General features: G+C 55.4%; 17 protein-coding genes and 1 tRNA gene. 15 read left to right on the top strand and 3 right to left on the bottom strand.

From position 1 onward, the window contains the following. Positions 1-24 precede the first annotated feature (24 nt). The 3 genes from G411_RS0116655 to G411_RS0116665 are packed head-to-tail and all read left to right on the top strand — an operon-like array spanning position 25 to position 6,270. Positions 25-2,406 carry a CHAT domain-containing protein gene (locus tag G411_RS0116655; protein ID WP_169530732.1) on the top strand — a complete coding sequence of 794 codons (2,382 nt, stop codon included), beginning with the start codon at positions 25-27 and terminating at the stop codon, positions 2,404-2,406. Positions 2,407-2,465: 59 nt separating this feature from the next. Beyond that, complete coding sequence (locus G411_RS0116660) at positions 2,466-4,844, top strand: CHAT domain-containing protein (protein WP_022960348.1); 2,379 nt, start codon at positions 2,466-2,468, stop codon at positions 4,842-4,844. A 25-nt stretch (positions 4,845-4,869) separates the two neighbouring features. Then, the gene (locus tag G411_RS0116665; protein WP_022960349.1) at positions 4,870-6,270 is read left to right on the top strand and encodes a DUF4384 domain-containing protein; all 1,401 of its coding nucleotides are present in this window, start codon (positions 4,870-4,872) and stop codon (positions 6,268-6,270) included. 54 nt (positions 6,271-6,324) lie between these two features. Here the strand turns inward: G411_RS0116665 and G411_RS0116670 are convergent. Next, positions 6,325-6,411 (bottom strand) — tRNA-Leu (locus tag G411_RS0116670). 131 nt (positions 6,412-6,542) lie between these two features. Here G411_RS0116670 and queA point away from each other — a divergent pair. The 5 genes from queA to G411_RS0116695 are packed head-to-tail and all read left to right on the top strand — an operon-like array spanning position 6,543 to position 9,818. After that, positions 6,543-7,604, top strand: coding sequence for a tRNA preQ1(34) S-adenosylmethionine ribosyltransferase-isomerase QueA (queA, locus tag G411_RS0116675; RefSeq protein ID WP_028968547.1), 1,062 nt, complete (start codon positions 6,543-6,545; stop codon positions 7,602-7,604). 37 nt (positions 7,605-7,641) lie between these two features. After that, complete coding sequence (gene tgt / locus G411_RS0116680) at positions 7,642-8,751, top strand: tRNA guanosine(34) transglycosylase Tgt (protein WP_028968548.1); 1,110 nt, start codon at positions 7,642-7,644, stop codon at positions 8,749-8,751. Beyond that, positions 8,744-9,061: a YqfO family protein gene (locus G411_RS0116685; protein ID WP_022960352.1), complete on the top strand. Its 318-nt coding sequence runs from the start codon at positions 8,744-8,746 to the stop codon at positions 9,059-9,061. Before tgt ends, G411_RS0116685 begins: the two co-directional genes overlap by 8 nt. 15 nt (positions 9,062-9,076) lie before the next feature. Continuing rightward, positions 9,077-9,631: a gamma carbonic anhydrase family protein gene (locus tag G411_RS0116690; protein ID WP_022960353.1), complete on the top strand. Its 555-nt coding sequence runs from the start codon at positions 9,077-9,079 to the stop codon at positions 9,629-9,631. Between the two features lie 4 nt (positions 9,632-9,635). Further along, a complete protein-coding gene (locus tag G411_RS0116695; RefSeq protein ID WP_022960354.1) occupies positions 9,636-9,818 on the top strand; it encodes a DUF1289 domain-containing protein in 183 nt (60 codons plus the stop codon). A 38-nt stretch (positions 9,819-9,856) separates the two neighbouring features. Here G411_RS0116695 and G411_RS0116700 read toward each other — a convergent pair whose 3' ends face one another. Together G411_RS0116700 and G411_RS0116705 are read right to left on the bottom strand one after the other, a co-directional pair. Further along, positions 9,857-11,137, bottom strand: a complete 1,281-nt coding sequence (locus tag G411_RS0116700; protein ID WP_022960355.1) for an HlyC/CorC family transporter — start codon at positions 11,135-11,137, stop codon at positions 9,857-9,859. Between the two features lie 76 nt (positions 11,138-11,213). Further along, entirely contained in the window at positions 11,214-12,017 is an 804-nt protein-coding gene (locus tag G411_RS0116705) for a cytochrome C assembly family protein (RefSeq protein WP_022960356.1), read from the bottom strand. A 184-nt stretch (positions 12,018-12,201) separates the two neighbouring features. Here G411_RS0116705 and ffh point away from each other — a divergent pair, with 184 nt between their 5' ends. The 7 genes from ffh to G411_RS0116740 all read left to right on the top strand — a co-directional run bounded on the left by ffh (position 12,202) and on the right by G411_RS0116740 (position 17,638). Further along, complete coding sequence (gene ffh / locus G411_RS0116710) at positions 12,202-13,578, top strand: signal recognition particle protein (RefSeq protein ID WP_022960357.1); 1,377 nt, start codon at positions 12,202-12,204, stop codon at positions 13,576-13,578. Between the two features lie 197 nt (positions 13,579-13,775). Further along, complete coding sequence (gene rpsP, locus G411_RS0116715; protein WP_022960358.1) at positions 13,776-14,024, top strand: 30S ribosomal protein S16; 249 nt, start codon at positions 13,776-13,778, stop codon at positions 14,022-14,024. A 6-nt stretch (positions 14,025-14,030) separates the two neighbouring features. After that, the gene (gene rimM / locus G411_RS0116720) at positions 14,031-14,555 is read left to right on the top strand and encodes a ribosome maturation factor RimM (RefSeq protein ID WP_028968550.1); all 525 of its coding nucleotides are present in this window, start codon (positions 14,031-14,033) and stop codon (positions 14,553-14,555) included. Between the two features lie 24 nt (positions 14,556-14,579). Next, positions 14,580-15,320: a tRNA (guanosine(37)-N1)-methyltransferase TrmD gene (gene trmD / locus G411_RS0116725; protein WP_022960360.1), complete on the top strand. Its 741-nt coding sequence runs from the start codon at positions 14,580-14,582 to the stop codon at positions 15,318-15,320. A gap of 47 nt (positions 15,321-15,367) precedes the next feature. Next, a complete protein-coding gene (gene rplS / locus G411_RS0116730) occupies positions 15,368-15,730 on the top strand; it encodes a 50S ribosomal protein L19 (protein ID WP_022960361.1) in 363 nt (120 codons plus the stop codon). Between the two features lie 139 nt (positions 15,731-15,869). Then, a complete protein-coding gene (xerD, locus tag G411_RS0116735; protein ID WP_022960362.1) occupies positions 15,870-16,766 on the top strand; it encodes a site-specific tyrosine recombinase XerD in 897 nt (298 codons plus the stop codon). Between the two features lie 101 nt (positions 16,767-16,867). Further along, the gene (locus G411_RS0116740; RefSeq protein ID WP_022960363.1) at positions 16,868-17,638 is read left to right on the top strand and encodes a DsbC family protein; all 771 of its coding nucleotides are present in this window, start codon (positions 16,868-16,870) and stop codon (positions 17,636-17,638) included. The last annotated feature ends 3 nt before the right edge of the window (positions 17,639-17,641 follow it).

The raw sequence follows: 17,641 nt of genomic DNA on the forward strand, positions 1-17,641 counted from the left end.
AAAGAATAATGAATGAGGTTTTGCATGAATAAACTCGCCAGGATAAGCAAATGCCTGTCGTTGGTCATACTGCTTGCCATGGGCGGCTGTGCGGGCTTTGACTTGTCCGGGCAGTGGGGGCGCGAAAATGCGGTCGCCGGAAACTATCAGCATGATTACGCTGATTTGCATGTGAACGGCGTGCGAAATTTATGCATGAATTTCGTAAAGGTGCAGAACTTCAAAGGCTTTGATCATTGTATTGCACAGATGGAAATGCATCATGTTGCTGATGGTCGCTTGATGTCTAGGCATCCTATGGGATACGACCAGAGTTCTCGTGATTATACGACGGCGCTTATTAGTGGCCTTAAAGCCGAAGCGGCGTTGAGTCGTGCCCAGATTGCGATGGTGCCGGTGTACCTAGACCCTGCCGTTAATGCCGTGCGTGGTCAGCCCGGCGCTTTCATCCTCAATGAAGTGAAGTATATTGACCACGGGCGTGCCCAAGTAGGCCCTCGTGTACTCGGTGTTGCGGCCGTCTACGAGGGGCTGTATGGCTCCCCCGATGTCGCGCGGGAGTATTTGCAAGAGCTATCAGCGGTTGACGTGAGCAGCATGTTAGTTAGCTATATGGAGCCTGAAAAGCGTGCATGGTTGGCCAGGGGGTATATTGCGATCGGAGATTATATCTCGGCGCTTAATACGCTAAGCAATGAGGAGGCCAAGACCGATAAGCTGCTCTACGAGGCAATGATGAAGCTCAACCCAGCCTACTATTTGGTGGGCGCGGTGACGGGTGCATCAACCGATAAGTGGGATCGGTACTTCAGTCTGGAAAGCGAAGCGATGCTGTGCCACACCCTGTACAAGCTGAAGGCAAAAAGTGCCGAGTCCTGCTATCAGCAACTATTGCAGCATGAATTTATTGATGTATTTGGCGGCCTGAAATTTGCGGCACTGCAAGAATACGGCCGGCTACAACTATCCGCAGGCGACGACGATACGGCCATCAGCGTGTTGAGCGAAGCGGTTGAGCTGCTTGAGGCGCAGCGTTCGAGTCTATCGCTGGATACCTCCAAGCTGGGTTTCGTCAATGACAAACTCTCGGTGTATCGCGACTTGATTGCCCTGTATGTATCGCGAGACCAAGCTGATCGCGCAATAGAATACGCCGAGCGTGCAAAGGCACGTGCGCTGATTGATTTGTTGGCCTCCCGCGACGCACAACCTGAGCCGCAAGCTAGCGATCAACTGCAAGAACTTCTCGCCTCTATTGACGATGCGGAGACCTCTCTCGCAGCGATTAATCTGAATGATGATAGTCAGCGTTCAGTCACCCGAGGATTGCTGCGTAAGTACCAGCACAGCCTTCAAGAAATGGCGCCGGAATTCACCTCATTGCGGACTGTGACCTCGCCGCGTATTGCCCAACTGCAATCCTCCTTGCAGGAGGACGAAGGTCTGTTGGAATACTTTGGCGAGGGTGACGATCTCTGGGTGTTTATCCTTAGCCGTCAAGGTGTGTCTGCGGCCAAGCTGTCGGCCACCAACCTCGACACCCAAGTGGCGGTGCTGCGCAGTGATTTGCAGAACCCCAACTCCGCCCAGTTTGAACGCAGCAGTCACCAGTTATACGTCAGCCTAGTGCAGCCCGTAGAAGACGCTATACAGGGTTTTAAACGCCTGACAGTCGTCCCCCATGGAACACTACATTACCTGCCCTTTGCAGCCTTGTACGACGGTGAGCGTTATTTACTCGATCACTTCGAAATACGGGTCTTGCCGAGTGCCTCGGTTCTCCAGTTTTTGAACAATGACTCGCAGGCCGATAACCAACGTATGTTGGTATTGGGTAATCCCGACCTGGACGATGCATCAATGGATTTGCCGGGAGCCCAAGTTGAAGCGATTAATCTCGGCCAGATGCGCCCCGATACCGATGTATTACTGCGCAAAAACGCCAGCGAAACCCTGCTTAAAGCCAGTGCAGGAAGCTATCGATACTTACACATTGCGTCCCACGGTATTTTTAACGCCGATGATCCGATGGCCTCAGCCTTACTGCTATCAGAAAGTGATCAGGACGATGGACTGCTATCGGTCGCAGAGCTGTTTGATTTGCGGCTGAATGCGGATCTGGTCACGCTCTCTGCTTGCGAGACCGCGCTGGGTGAAGTCACTGGCGGCGACGATGTGATCGGCTTTACCCGAGGTTTTTTGTACGCGGGCGCTGAGTCGATTGTCGCCAGTTTATGGAAAGTGAGCGATGTGGCGACCAATCAATTAATGCAGAATTTTTATGAAGGTCTGCCGGAGCAAGGGAAGAGCGCGGCTTTGCGGCAGGCGCAACTGGCTTTAAAAGCTGATGGCTATTCGCATCCATATTACTGGGCGGCTTTCCAGCTTACCGGTCAATATGATTAATCATGCTACCAGCTCGTTAAGCGAGAGAATAAAAAAATGGGAGAGAGGGTCGGGGGGAAATGATGCAGCTATGGGGTAAGAGCGCGTTGCTCGGTATATCGGCAATTGTGCTATCCGGGTGCGCCAGTTTTGATTTGTCCGGGGATTGGGGGCGTGAAAATGCTATTCAGGGTAATTACCAGTTTAATTACGCTGAGAAGCATTCGACGGGGGTTCAGAACCTGTGCACCAATTTACTGAAAGTGCAGAATTTTAAGGGTTTTGATCATTGTATTTCGCAGCTACAGGAACATCATGTTGTTGATGGCCGCTTAGTGAGTAGGGCAGCCCTTAGCAACACCTATATGTCGGAAGACTACACCACCGCATTGATAGATGGACTTAAAGCCGAGGCGGCACTTAATCGCGCTCACCTTGAAGAGGTCCCTCTTTATCTCGCGCCGGCCTTGGTCGCTGTAAGAGGTGCTCCAGGCCAGTTCCTGCATGGCAAAATCGGCAGTGTTGATATTTATCGTGCGTATGTTGCACCGAGGGTGTTGGGGGTAGCGGCGGTATACGAAGGGCTATATGGGTCTGAAGATAAGTCCCGAGCATATATTGAAGAGCTGGCTGGGCTTGATGTTAGTGGCTGGCTGGTGAGCTATATGGAGCCTGATAAGCGGGCCTGGCTTGCCAAGGCGTATATTTCTCTTGGCGATTATCCGGCCGCTTACACAGCAATTACCAATGAAGAGGCGGCTGGTGGAAAGCTGTTGTATGAAGCGTTTTTCAAACTGAATCCCGCCTACTATCTTGTCTCTGCGGTATCCGGAGCGACATCGGACAAGCTTCAGGACTACGCCAACATGGAAAGTGAGGCGATGTTCTGTCACACCCTTTATAAGCTGAAGGCAGAGAGCGCAGCAGCCTGTTACGAAAAGCTGTTACAACATCCATTTATCGATGTTTTCGGGGGATTGAAGTTTACCGCTTTGCAGGAATATGGCCGTATTCAATTGCATGCAGGGAGTCGGGATAAAGCAAAGGTCGCTCTTACCGAAGCGGTACAAATTTTGGAGGCGCAGCGTTCAAGCTTGTCCCTGGATACCACAAAGCTGGGTTTTGTTAGTGACAAGTTGTCGGTGTATCGAGACTTGATCGAGTTGTATGTAGCTGAGAACCAGCCAGAGCGCGCCATTGAGTATTCAGAGCGGGCAAAGGCGCGAGCCCTGGTCGACCTTCTTGCCTCTCGTGATACACCGCCATCGCCAAAGAACGGTGCAGATTTGCAGAGCTTGCTTGCTTCTGTTGATGACATGGAGAATCGTCTGGCGTCGGTAAGCCTCAATGATGAAGCTGAACGTTCAGCGACGCGAGGACTGCTTAGAAAGTACCAAGAAAGCCTGAATACGGCTGCACCGGAGTTTACGTCTTTGCGCGTGGTAAGCTCGCCCAGTATCGCTGAACTTCAATCCATGCTGGAGGAAGGTGAGGGTCTGCTGGAATACTTTGGCGACGGTGATGACTTGTGGGTCTTTGTGCTCAGCCAACAGGGCGTCTCAGCCGCAAAATTAACGGTGGTGGGGCTGGAGTCGCTGATTGCTACCGTGCGACGTGACCTTCTGGATCCATCGTCAGACCATTTTTCGCGCAGTAGTCGGGAGCTGTATGAGGCTATTCTCGAACCGGTTGAGGAGCGCTTACAAGGTTTCGAACGCCTCACGGTTGTGCCTCATGCTGCGCTGCATTATGTCCCGTTTTCGGCACTCTACGACGGTCAGGCTTTCCTGATCGATAAGCTTGAGCTACGTGTACTGCCCAGTGCCTCAGTGTTGAAATTCCTGGTAGGCAGCGAGGATGGTACTGCCGAGTCGATGCTGGTACTGGGAAACCCCGATTTGAATGACCCTGAAATGGATTTACCGGGCGCGGAACTTGAAGCGATAAATATAGCGAAAATGCGCCCGAATACGGATGTACTGCTGCGTAAAAACGCCAGTGAGCAGTTGGTGAAGTCCAGCGCCGAACAATACCGGTATCTGCACATCGCCTCGCACGGGATTTTTAATGCAGAAGACCCAATGTCGTCTGCCTTGCTGCTATCGGAGGGCGGTGGAGAGGACGGCCTGTTGTCGGTCGCAGAGTTATTTGATTTGCGGCTGAATGCCGATCTGGTCACGCTGTCTGCCTGCGAGACCGCGCTGGGTGAAGTCACTGGCGGTGACGATGTGATCGGCTTTACCCGCGGGTTTTTGTACGCGGGCGCTGAGTCGATTGTCGCCAGTTTATGGAAAGTGAGCGATGTGGCGACCAATCAATTAATGCAGGCTTTTTATGAAGGTCTGCCGGAGCAAGGGAAGAGCGCGGCTTTGCGGCAGGCGCAACTGGCGTTGAAATCAGGTCAGTACGCCCATCCCTACTACTGGGGCGCATTCCAGCTGACGGGGCAATATGATTAGTTTTGAGGTAATGACAAGAATGGTAATGGCTGCTCAGCGAAAACAGGCTTCATTGGGGATGGCGTTGATTGCGCTGCTCTGTGCTAACAGCAGCCATGCGCAAAACATGGTTGGGCTTGGGTACGGCGATTCCAGAGAAAAAGCTGTTCAGCTTGCTTACGTTGATCTGGCGCAGCAACTGTTCGTTAGAGTTGAATCGATAACCGAAGTTAATCAAACTCTTGAGAGTAGTCGTATTTCCCAGCGCTCGATCTCTGAAACCGATATTCCTCTTTTGCAGGTTCCGGTCAGCTGCTCGGTGACGAGTGCGGAGCACGAATGTCGGGCGGAGTTTGATTCTGTGGCAGCGCGGCCTCGCTACCAGAAGGCGCTGGCGCAAGCGGAAAGTGGCCTGCGTGAAGATTATGCCCGTTATCAGTCGGTAAGTGCGGATGCCAAGTATCCGGCTGGAAAAACCTTGGCCACAGCGTTGAGTAATTATCAAAAGCTTCGCCGCGTCGCCGGTTTTCTGAACTTGGACTCTGACTTTAATCCCCGTGATATCGCCTCGGCTGTGGCGCAATGGCAGGCGTCAGCGCGCTTTAATGTCTCATCGTTGCGCGCTGCCGCCGAGCTGATTGTTGACGACGTTGCAGAAGCGAATGTGAGCGTCACGCCGCCGTTTGTCCAGGACTCACAAGAGTTGACTCCGTTTGGGCGCGCCTTCCTCAAGGAGCTTGAAACACAGCTGGGTGCCAGATTGGGCAAGCATGCACCGCGCTATCAACTGCTTGGCAGTTATGTCGTGAACGAGAAGGGCATGGACCTCAGTTACGAACTGATTGACCTGCAGGGCAACACCACGATGCAGGTAAAACAGATTCACCTGCTGCCGACGGCGTATTCTTCCTATGAGACCGAGCCGAGCTCGATAGATTTTGATCAGCTGTTGCGCAAAGGGTTCGCGGTCTCCAGTGACTTTTCGGTTGCCGTGGCCACCAATAAAGGTATGCGCAACCTGGCCTTTGAAGCAGGGGATTCACTGGAACTGCTGGTGAAGCTGAATCGCCCCGGTTACTTCTATGTGGTGGGTTACAGCCGGGAGGATGATGCAGATATCCAATATCTTCTGCCGATTGGCTACGGCCGCGGTCGCGAGCAGTTTGTGCAGTATGTTTCCGCCGAACAGGCTAATCGCTGGGTGTCGCTAGGGGCGTTTGAAGTCGCTCCACCATTTGGCACCGAACGCCTGCAGGTTTTTGCTGCAGAAGAAACCCCCATCGACTCGCTGCCGCCACATTTCTACGATGACGAAAGTGGTTACTACCTCATCGGTGAGAATGCTGCTGCACCAAAAGTTGCGGATAGAACGCGAGGGCTGAAACGGATTCGTCAGGAAAGCAAGGCCGAGGCGGAGTCAGTACTGATCTTTTCAACCTACGAGTGATTCGACGGCTGCTTTTTCAGGATAGCGCTGGTCATTGGCAACGCAGGAAAGGCATGGTACCAGAGGCCGGACTCGAACCGGCACGCCCGTGAAGGCAAGGGATTTTGAATCCCTCATGTCTACCAATTTCATCACTCTGGCACTGAGATGAGGGCGCGATTATAGCAGCCTTTATCGGGCGGTCAATTCTTTCAAGGACTTAGCGGTCGAAAGTGGTGCCGGAGCGCGATTTCCGTTAACCTTGCGGCCTTTCCTTAATGCCTCCAGACCCCATGCAACGCCGCGATTTTCACTTTGATTTGCCCGATGAGCTGATTGCCCGTTATCCCGCCCAGCAGCGCGACGGTAGCCGTTTGTTGGTGCTGGAGGGCGATGGCGCTGTCCATCATCGTCACTTCCCCGATTTGCTGAGCTATCTGCGCAAAGGCGACCTGTTGGTGTTTAACAACACTCGGGTGATTCCCGCGCGCCTCTTTGGCGCGAAAGAGAGTGGCGGGCGCGTTGAGATACTTATCGAGCGAATGGTGGATGAGCGCCATGCGCTGGCGCACGTGCGGGCCAGCAAGTCGCCCAAAGCGGGCAGCCGTTTGTTTCTCGCCAGTGATGCCGAAGCCGAGGTCAGCGACGCCGGTGTGATGGTGCAGGGGCGCCATGGGGCGCTGTTCGAACTGGAGTTCGATGCCTCACTCTTGTCGCGGCTGGAGGAGTTCGGGCATATGCCCCTGCCGCCGTATATTGATCGCCAGGATGAGGCCTCGGATCAAGAGCGCTATCAGACGGTCTACGCCAGCCGCGACGGAGCGGTAGCGGCGCCTACGGCCGGTCTGCATTTTACCGAAGCGTTTTTGTCAGCCTGCCGGGAGAAAGGCGTCGAGCAAGCCTTTGTGACCTTGCATGTTGGTGCGGGTACCTTCCAGCCGGTGCGCGCTGATGATATTCGCGATCATGAGATGCATGCAGAATATATTGAAGTGTCTGAGCAGGTCGCTGAACAGGTCCGGGCCACCCGCGCGCGCGGTGGTCGCGTGATTGCGGTAGGGACGACCAGTGTGAGAAGTCTGGAAAGTGCCTCGCAGGGCGGCGAAATTGCCGCTTTCTCCGGTGACAGCCGCATTTTTATTTACCCCGGTTACCAGTTTAAAAGCGTGGATGCGCTGTTTACCAATTTCCATTTGCCTGAGTCGACGCTGATTATGCTGGTCAGTGCACTGGCCGGGCGTGATGCCGTGATGGCGGCTTACCGGGAGGCGGTGGCAGAGCGCTACCGTTTCTTCAGCTATGGCGACGCCATGCTGGTTTTTCCTTCTCAGCAGGAGCGTGACAGTGACGAGTGACAGCGGTTCGCAAAGCGCAGGTGGTGGTGATTGCCGCATGAGTTTTACTCTCAGTGGGCAAGATGGTTTAGCCCGCCGGGGTGAACTCGACTTCCCGCGTGGCAAGGTGCAAACGCCGGCGTTTATGCCAGTGGGCACCTACGGCACGGTCAAGGGCATGTTGCCGCGGGATATTCACGAGATTGGCGCGGAAATTATTCTCGGCAATACCTTCCACCTGATGCTGCGCCCCGGTACCGAAGTGGTGAAGGCGCATGGCGATTTGCACGACTTTATTGGCTGGGAAGGTCCGATTCTGACCGATTCAGGCGGCTTTCAGGTGTGGAGCCTGGGCAAACTGCGCAAAATCAGCGAGGAGGGTGTCTCTTTCCAGTCGCCGGTCGATGGCAGCAAGGTCTACATGGATCCGGAGCGCTCCATGGAAGTCCAGCGCGAGTTGGGCTCCGATATCGTGATGATCTTTGATGAGTGCACACCGTATCCGGCTACGGAAGACGAGGCGCGCAAGTCCATGGAGTTGTCACTGCGCTGGGCGGCACGCAGCAAAGCGGCCCACGCGGGGAATGATGCGGCGTTGTTCGGCATTATTCAGGGCGGTATGTACCCGAATTTACGCAGTGAATCGCTGGCGGGGCTGCGGGAGATTGGTTTTGATGGCTATGCCATCGGTGGCTTGTCGGTGGGAGAACCCAAAGACGAAATGCTGAAAGTGCTGGATGGGCTGGCTCCGGAGTTGCCACAGGATCGCCCCCGTTACCTGATGGGCGTGGGCAAGCCATCCGATATTCTTGAAGCGGTGATGCGCGGTGTGGATATGTTCGACTGTGTCATGCCCACGCGCAACGCCCGCAACGGTCACCTGTTTACCTCAACCGGGGTGATCAAGATTCGCAACGCGGTGCATCGCTACAGCGACCAGCCGCTGGATGCCAATTGCGACTGCTACACCTGCCAGAATTTCTCCCGCGCCTATTTGCATCATCTGGACAAGTGTCGAGAGATTCTCGGTGCCCAACTCAACACCATCCACAACCTGCGGTACTATCAGAACCACATGGCGGGCATTCGCAAGGCGATTGAAGAGAATCGCCTGGGCGCGTTCGCGGACGAGTTCTACGCAAGTCAGGATGGCAGGGCCGATGTATAAGCTGGTGTTTTTTGTACCCGCTTCACACCTGGAAGCGGTGAAAAATGCGGTATTTGCCGCCGGTGCCGGGCAGCAGGGTGAGTATGAGCACTGCTGCTGGCAAACGCTGGGCTATGGGCAGTTCAGGCCTTCTGCAGAGGCAAAGCCGTTTATCGGCGAAGCGGGGCGACTGGAGATTGTGCCGGAATACCGGGTGGAGACCCTCTGTGAACCCTCGGCGATTCGCGATGTGCTGAGGGCGTTGAAGCGTGCGCACCCCTATGAAGAGCCCGCTTTTGATGTCACTGAAACCGTTACGGTCGTGTTGTAACGCAGGAGAGAGACCATGTTGTATGAGCTAGGTGACCGCAAGGTTGCTCTGAAAGGTGAAGGCCATTTTGTAGCCGACAATGCGACCCTGATCGGCGATGTGGTGCTTGAGGCCGATGTTAGCATCTGGTTTAACGTGGTGATTCGCGGCGACACCGAACAGATTTACGTCAGTGAGGGCAGCAATATTCAGGATGGCAGCATCCTGCATACTGACCGCGGCTTTCCCATGGTGATCGGCAAAAACGTGACCGTGGGCCACAAGGTGATGCTGCATGGCTGTACGGTGGGCGAGGGCAGTCTGGTGGGCATGAATGCGGTGGTGCTCAACGGCGCGAAAATTGGCAAGCGCTGCCTGATTGGTGCGAACGCGCTGGTGACCGAAGGCACAGAGATTCCCGATGGTTCTCTGGTCATGGGGGTTCCCGCCAAGGTGAAGCGTGCCTTGAGCGAAGACGAGCAGGCCGCCCTGGCGTTATCGGCGGAGCATTACGTGCAAAACGGTCATCGTTTCAATGCTGAACTTGTGCCACAAACGCTTGAAAGCGCGTTGGCGGCGGGCAAGGAGTGAGGGCGTGAGCGAAGAAGCGGCTGTTAAATCTCCCTGTATCTCGGTGTGTGCGCTGGATGAGGAAGATATTTGCATGGGCTGCTTTCGCAGCCTGCGTGAAATCAGCGACTGGGCAGATATGGACAACGCCCGTCGCCGAGAGGTTATTGTGCTGGCGAACGAGCGCTGCAAGGCGCGCTACGCGTAACCGGCTCTGTGTTGATTAGGTTCTGAGCCAAGTAGAGCTTACGCGCGTATGCGCTTGCCCTTGTTCTTCTTCGGGTAGGCGCGCACCAACTGAATCAGGTTTCCCTTCATTTCCATAATTTCGAAGCGATAGGTGTCGATCGTTACACCGACCATGGCTTCTGGAAAGCTTTCCAGTTTTTCGAGCAACAGGCCGTTAAGGGTTTTCGGACCGTCGGTGGGCAGTTCCCATTTCAGGGTTTTGTTGATATCACGAATAGTGGTGGTGCCGTCGATCACAAAGGAACCATCACTCTGGTGGGTGATGTCTTCGGTGTCGGTGCTCAGGTTCGAGGTGAATTCCCCGACAATTTCTTCCAGCAGGTCTTCGAGCGTCACAATACCCTGCATCACGCCATACTCGTCTACCACAATGCCCATGCGGCGCTTTTGCTTCTGGAAGTTAAACAACTGGGTGTGCAGCGGTGTCCCTTCCGGAATGAAGTAGGGAGAGCGAAGCGCTTTGAGCAGACGGTCGCGTTGAACACGGCCGTGCTCATCCACGCTATTGATAATGTCGCGTTGGTGCAATATGCCGACAACATTGTCGATGTCATTCTGAAATACCGGAATGCGGGTAAATTCGGCATCTCGCAGTTTTTCAATGATCGTCGCGGTGTCGGCTTCGATGTCGATGCCGTAAACCTCGTTGCGCGGGATCATAATGTCGTCGACGGTGATGCGCTCCAGGTCGAGAATGTTCAGCAACATGCCCCGGTGATGCTTGGGGATCAGGTGCCCGGCGTCGCCGACGATGGTCCGCAGTTCTTCCATGCCGATATGTTCACTGCCGTCGTTTTTCTCCACGCCGGTAATGCGCAGTACGAACTGGGTAATATGGCTTACCAGCCAGATAATCGGGAACAGCAGTCGGCGCAGTGGCAGCAGAACATGACTGACCGTGTAAGACACCATTTCCGACTTGTAGGCGGCAATCGTTTTCGGAATGATTTCTGCAAAAATCAGAAACGCCAGTGTGAGCAGAATGGACGCCGGTACCACCGCGTTGTCGCCGTACAGGCGAATAGCCAGTACGGTGGCGATGGCGGCGGCAAGGTTGTTGACCAGATTGTTGCCAATCAGAATGGTGCTGATCAGGCTGTCCGGCTGCTCAAGCAGGCGCGCGGCGCGCTGAGCCCCGCGATGGCCATTCTTGGCCTTGTGGCGCAGGCGGTAGCGGTTCAGGGACATCATCCCGGTTTCGGAGCCGGAGAAAAAACCGGAAAGCAACAGCAAAGCGGCGAGAATGCCGAATAACAGACCCAGCGGTGCCTCGTTCAAAAAGCCCTAAACTCCTGTGGAAAATGCAGCGCCAATCTTGAAGAAAAAAGCCACGGGGTACAAGCGCGGATGACACTTAGGCCGCGGTTTGAGAAAAGACTATAAGGGCAATCTTGGTGCCCACATAGCCCAGCAGTAATGACGAGAACGCCAGCAGGGTCCAGCGGATAGCCGTGCGGCCCCGCCATCCCAATGCCAGCCGACCGCCAATCAAGACGCCGAGAAACGCCCAGGCCATGATGGAGAACACAGTTTTGTGCACCAGATGCTGGGCAAGCAGATTGTCTACATACAGGATGCCGGTGAGGATAGCGCCGCTCAGTAATACAAAGCTCATCGCAATCAATTCGAACAGCATGCTCTCCATGGTTTGCAATGGCGGCATGTAGTTAGGCAGGCCGCGAAGCTTGTGCTGGCGCAGCATGCGGTCCTGTACCGCAAGCACCAGCGCCTGTGCGGCGGCGATGCTCAGTGTGCTGTAGGCAAGAATCGAGAGAATGATATGGCTGTACATCCCGGCGGAGTAGTGTTCGCCAATTTCTTTTCCGGGCAACAGCAGTTCGAAAACGATAGAGAGCGACGCCAGTGGAAACAGGGCAAGCAGTAAATTATGCAGCGGGCGACGCAGGCTGGTTGTCAGCGTGATCAGGCAGATCATGCCGCTGAGCAGGGAAAATAGCTGAGACAGACCGAGGTCTGCGCCCTCCGGGGTGGCAATGGCCGTAACGGCAGCTATTCCATGGGCGACAACGGCAAACAGGCCCAGGATCAGTGCGCTGGTGCCCAGGCGGCGGTTATTGCCCGTCCGTAGTCGGTGCAGCAGCATGGCGGTAGCCAGCATATAAAAGAAAATCGCGAAGAGACTGCTTGCTATATTCATGAGATCGGCTTTGCCGGTATCCTTTCTGCGCTTTGGGTCTGACCGTGGACTCGGGTATACTTTCGCGTCTTTTCACTGGCCCGATGCTGCGCGTTGCGTCGGGCTGATTGTAAGCGGCTAGGTGTCGACCTGTCGATACGACAGCGGCCTCATTAGCGCAGCCAGCACTCAGAGAGCACATTGCATGTTTGAAAATCTGACCGAACGTTTATCGCAGACCCTGCGCCATGTCTCCGGCCAGGCGCGTCTGAGCGACGACAATATCAAGGACGCGATGCGCGATGTGCGTATGGCGCTGCTGGAGGCAGATGTTGCGCTGCCCGTGGTCAAAGATTTCGTTGACGCCGTGCGTGCTCGGGCGGTCGGTCAGGAGGTCAGTAAGAGCCTGAGTCCGGGGCAGATGTTCATCAAGATTGTCCAGCAGGAGCTGGAACACATCATGGGTGATAAGAATGAGGCCCTGAATTTCTCGACTCAACCCCCGGCTGTTGTATTGATGGCGGGCCTGCAGGGTGCGGGTAAGACCACGTCGGTGGGCAAGCTGGCGAAATACCTCAAAGAGAAAGAAAAGAAGAAAGTCCTGGTGGTCAGCGCCGATATTTACCGTCCGGCGGCGATCAAACAGCTGGAAACCCTCGCCAATGACGTGGGGGTGGATTTCTTCCCGAGTCATACCGAGCAGTCGGCTGTCGAGATCGGTCGCGCTGCAGTCGCCGAGGCCAAGCTCCGTTTCTACGATGTGCTGATTGTTGATACCGCCGGCCGACTGCATGTCGATGCCGATATGATGAGCGAGATTCAGGCGCTGCACGGCGAAATCAAGCCTGCGGAAACGCTGTTTGTCGTCGATGCCATGACCGGTCAGGATGCCGCCAATACCGCCAAGGCATTTGGTGAGGCGCTGCCGCTGACCGGGGTGATCTTGACCAAGGCTGATGCGGACAGCCGCGGCGGTGCCGCGCTGTCTGTGCGCCACATCACCGGCAAGCCGATCAAATTCCTGGGTGTTGGTGAAAAGACTGATGCGCTGGATCCCTTTCATCCCGACCGCGTTGCCTCGCGGATTCTGGGGATGGGCGACATTCTGTCGCTGATTGATGAAGCGGAAGCTAAGCTCGACAAGCAGAAAGCCGAGAAGTTGGCGAAGAAGATAAAGAAAGGCAAGAAATTTGACCTTGAAGATCTGCGCGATCAGCTTCAGCAGATGCAGAACATGGGTGGTATCACCGGTATGCTCGATAAGTTGCCGGGGATGGGTAATATGGCGCAAATGGCGCAGAGCCAGATCGACACCAAAATGTTCAATCGTATGGAAGCTATTATTAATTCCATGACGCCTGCCGAACGCCGCAACCCCGATATTCTCAACGGTTCGCGTAAAAAACGCATTGTGGCCGGGTCGGGTACGCAAATTCAGGATTTGAACCGCTTGCTCAAACAGCACAAACAGATGGCCAAAATGATGAAAAAAATGGGCCAGAAGGGCGGTATGACCAACATGATGCGCGGTCTTGGCGGCATGATGCCCCCTGGCGGCGGAGGTCGTTTCCCGGGTATGTAATCCCGGTTGAATCCGCCCGCTTGGTGACGGCTTTGACGGCGTGATCGCGGGCTGGCTAAAAAACGGCATAAGCTGTTTCAAATGCGCGGACTTTCCCTTATAATTCCGCGCCTTTACGGCTCCGGGTCGTATTCAGGCTCAGAAATTTCGCAGCAGTCGCCTTGGCGATTGCCCAAAATGTAGGAATTGGAACAAGAATGGTCACTATTCGTTTGGCACGCGGCGGCTCTAAAAAGCGCCCTTTTTACCACCTGACAGTAACTGACAGCCGCACTTCTCGCGATGGTCGTTTCATCGAGCGCGTAGGTTTCTTCAACCCGATCGCCCGCGGTAACGAAGAGCGTCTGCGTGTAGATACTGCGCGTGTTGAGCACTGGGTAGCTCAAGGCGCCCAACTGTCCGAGCGCGTTGCCAAGTTGATCAAAGAAGCACCGGCTGCCGAGTAAGGCGGGGTGTCGACCTCGGAACAACCGGTGGTGGTCGCCAAGATCAGTACCGTTTACGGGGTTAAAGGGTGGGTGAAAATTCACGCTTTCACCGACCCGATTGATAATTTTTTCGGTTTTAGCAACTTGCTGCTCCGGCGGGGCAAAAAGTGGGGTGAGATCGAATTTGATGCGTGTCGCCGCCATGGCAAGGGCATTGTTGCCCATATCAAGGGGGTGGATGACCGCGAGCTGGCCCGGGAGTACAGCGGGTTAGAGCTGGCGGTGGCGGCAGATCAACTGCCGGCACTGGCCGACGACGAGTACTACTGGCACCAGCTGGTCTCGTTGAAAGTGTATGCCCAGGAGCAGCTACTGGGCGCGGTGGATCACCTGATCGAAACCGGCGCCAACGACGTGTTGGTCGTCAAGCCCTGTCAGGGCAGCATCGATCAGCGGGAACGATTGATTCCCTATCTGCCGGGTGATTTTGTGCAGAACATTGATTTGCACGCGGGAACAATGCAGGTGGACTGGGACCCGGAGTTCTGAGCACTGCAAACGGGGAGCCGAACCATGGATATAGCAGTGGTCACGCTGTTCCCGGAAATGTTTGCCGCAATTAGCGAATACGGGGTAAGTGGCCGGGCGGTGCAGAAGGGCGCAATGACGCTGAGCTGCATCAACCCGAGGGACTTTACCCACGATCGTCATCAAACCGTGGATGACCGGCCTTTTGGTGGTGGCCCCGGTATGGTGATGAAGGTTGAGCCCCTCAGTGCAGCGCTAAATGCAGCGCGGGAGAAGTTGGGCAAACCGGCAAAGACGATATACCTGTCGCCGCAGGGGCGACCGCTGGATCAGGCGGCGCTGGCAACGCTGGCAGGGGACGAGGCCTTGATTTTTCTGGCCGGGCGTTACGAAGGCGTGGATGAGCGCCTGATTGAGCGCGAGATTGATGAAGAGTGGTCCATTGGGGACTACGTCATCAGCGGCGGCGAACTGGCTGCCATGGTGATGATTGATGGCATTAGCCGATTGCTGCCCGGTGTTCTCGGGCACGAGCAGTCGGCGGAGCAGGATTCCTTTGCCGAGGGCCTGCTGGATTGCCCGCACTATACCCGACCTGAGGTGTGGGGCGAGGATACGGTTCCTGAGGTGCTGCGCAGCGGCAACCACGGGGCCATACGGCGCTGGCGTCATAAACAGGCGTTGGGTCGAACGTACTTGCGGCGCCCGGATTTGCTCGATACACGCGAGCTGAGCGACGAAGAACAAACACTGCTGGCGGAGTACCTCCGCGAGCGCGACGATTAACAGACACGCTAGCTGTGAAGCTACCAACATTTATTCAGGAGCATGCCATGAGCACCAACAAAATTATCGCCGAACTGGAAGCGGAGCAGACCGCCAAAGAGCTGCCGGAATTCAGCCCCGGCGACACCGTTGTCGTTCAGGTAAAAGTTAAAGAGGGTAACCGCGAGCGTCTGCAGGCCTTTGAAGGCGTTGTGATCGGCAAGCGCAACCGTGCCCTGAACTCTGCTTTCACCGTTCGTAAGATCTCTCACGGTGTTGGTGTTGAGCGTACGTTCCAGACTTACAGCCCGCTGATCGACAGCATTCAGGTTAAGCGCCGTGGTGATGTTCGTCAGGCCAAACTGTACTACCTGCGTGAGCGTAGCGGTCGTTCTGCTCGCATCAAAGAGAAGCTGTCTACCAAAGCCTAAGGGTTTTGAGTCAAGCAGATTCGAAAAGGCAGCCTTGGGCTGCCTTTTTTGCGTTTGGCTCCGTTATTCTGTGTCCATGGATAACGCGGCATTGATCAATACCGCGATAGAAAAGTCATGGCTGAGGAGGTAAGTGATAGTGACAGGAGGCGAGCAGGCTATTATCGACAGTTATGTCGACACGCTGTGGCTGGAGCGTGGGCTTAGCGATAACAGCTTGCAGTCTTATCGCCGGGATCTGCAGCAGTGGTCCGGATGGCTTGTTGGGCGGGGCAGTGGTGTGATGCAGTGCGCGCGCGCTGATGTGCTGGCCTATCTCGGCGAACAGCACAAAGCGGGCAAGTCGCCCCGCAGTATTGCGCGTCTGCTGTCCTGTTTGCGTGGATTTTATCGCTATCAGCTCAGGGAGGGGAGGCTGCTGGAAGATCCCGTGGCAGATGTTGATGCGCCTAAGCTGGGTCGCCCGCTGCCGAAATCCCTCAGCGAGACTGATGTAGAGTTGTTGCTGGCGCAGCCGGACGACGACATCGCCATTGAGCAGCGCGACCGGGCCATGCTGGAGTTGCTGTACGCCACGGGTTTGCGCGTATCCGAGCTAGTCAGTCTGCGGTTTTCGCAGCTGGGGCTTGCGCAGGGTGTAGTCCGCGTCACGGGCAAGGGGAACAAGGAGCGTCTGGTGCCGATGGGGGAGGAGGCGCTGCATTGTCTTGAGCAGTATCTGCGCGGGGGGCGACCACAGTTACTCGCCGACGGGGAATCTGATGTGGTCTTTCCCAGTCGCAGAGGGCAGATGATGACGCGCCAAACCTTCTGGTATCGCATCAAGCACTATGCGCTGCGTGCGGGCATTCGCGCGCCGCTGTCACCGCATACCCTGCGACATGCCTTTGCGACCCACCTTGTGAATCATGGTGCCGACCTTCGTGTCGTGCAGCTGTTACTGGGCCACAGTGATCTCAGCACGACCCAGATCTACACCCATGTGGCCCGCGAGCGCATGCAGGCCTTGCACAGAGAGCATCATCCCCGGGGTTAGGTCACATCGCTGCAGTGAAAAGCGTGAACTAAAGGTGCGCTGAATACTCACAGTGTTATCATCCTGCTTTCGATTTCTGCTGAGTCCCACGGAGAAGTTCCTTGAAGACCCCGAACCCCCGTTTTCGTGTAATCCCGTCGCTGTTGCTGGCCCTGGTAGCCTCCCTGTTATTTGTCGGCCCCTTGGCCGCTGAGACTAAGACCTTTGTGGATAAGGCCGCCGAGCAGGCCATTCGGGGCGCGTTTAAAAAAGCGCGCCCGGATTTGGCTGTCAGTACGATTGCGACCAGCGAAATCCCCGGCTTGTACCGCGTGGAAATTCAGAATGGACCGACCCTGTACTCCAGCGCCGACGGTCGCTATTTCGTTGCGGGTGAGTTGTTCGAGCTGGGCGAGAACGGCATTGTCAACGTTGCAGAAAAGCGTCTGCAGCCTATGCGTAAAGACATGCTGGCAAAAATCTCGCGTGACGACATGATTATCTTCAGTCCTGAAGGTGAGACTAAAGGCGCGCTGTACGTGTTTACTGATGTGGACTGCGGCTTCTGCCAGAAACTGCATCAGGAAGTTCCGGCGTTGAATGCCAAGGGAATAGAAGTTCGCTACCTTGCTTATCCGCGTCAGGGCGTCGGTACTCCGACATTCAAAAAGATGGTATCAGCCTGGTGTGCAGATGATCGTCTGGCCGCAATGGACGCCATGAAGGCAAGAAAGCCTTACCCGCAAAAGCAGTGTAAAACGCCGATTATTGAGCAATACGAGCTCGGACAGCAGCTGGGTGTAACGGGAACACCGGCGATTGTGACGGAGAGCGGTATGCTGATCCCCGGCTATCGTCCCGCTGAGCAGCTCATTCCTCTGGCATTGCGCTGATCT

The sequence above is a fragment of the Spongiibacter tropicus DSM 19543 genome, from assembly GCF_000420325.1.
Lineage (GTDB): Bacteria > Pseudomonadota > Gammaproteobacteria > Pseudomonadales > Spongiibacteraceae > Spongiibacter > Spongiibacter tropicus.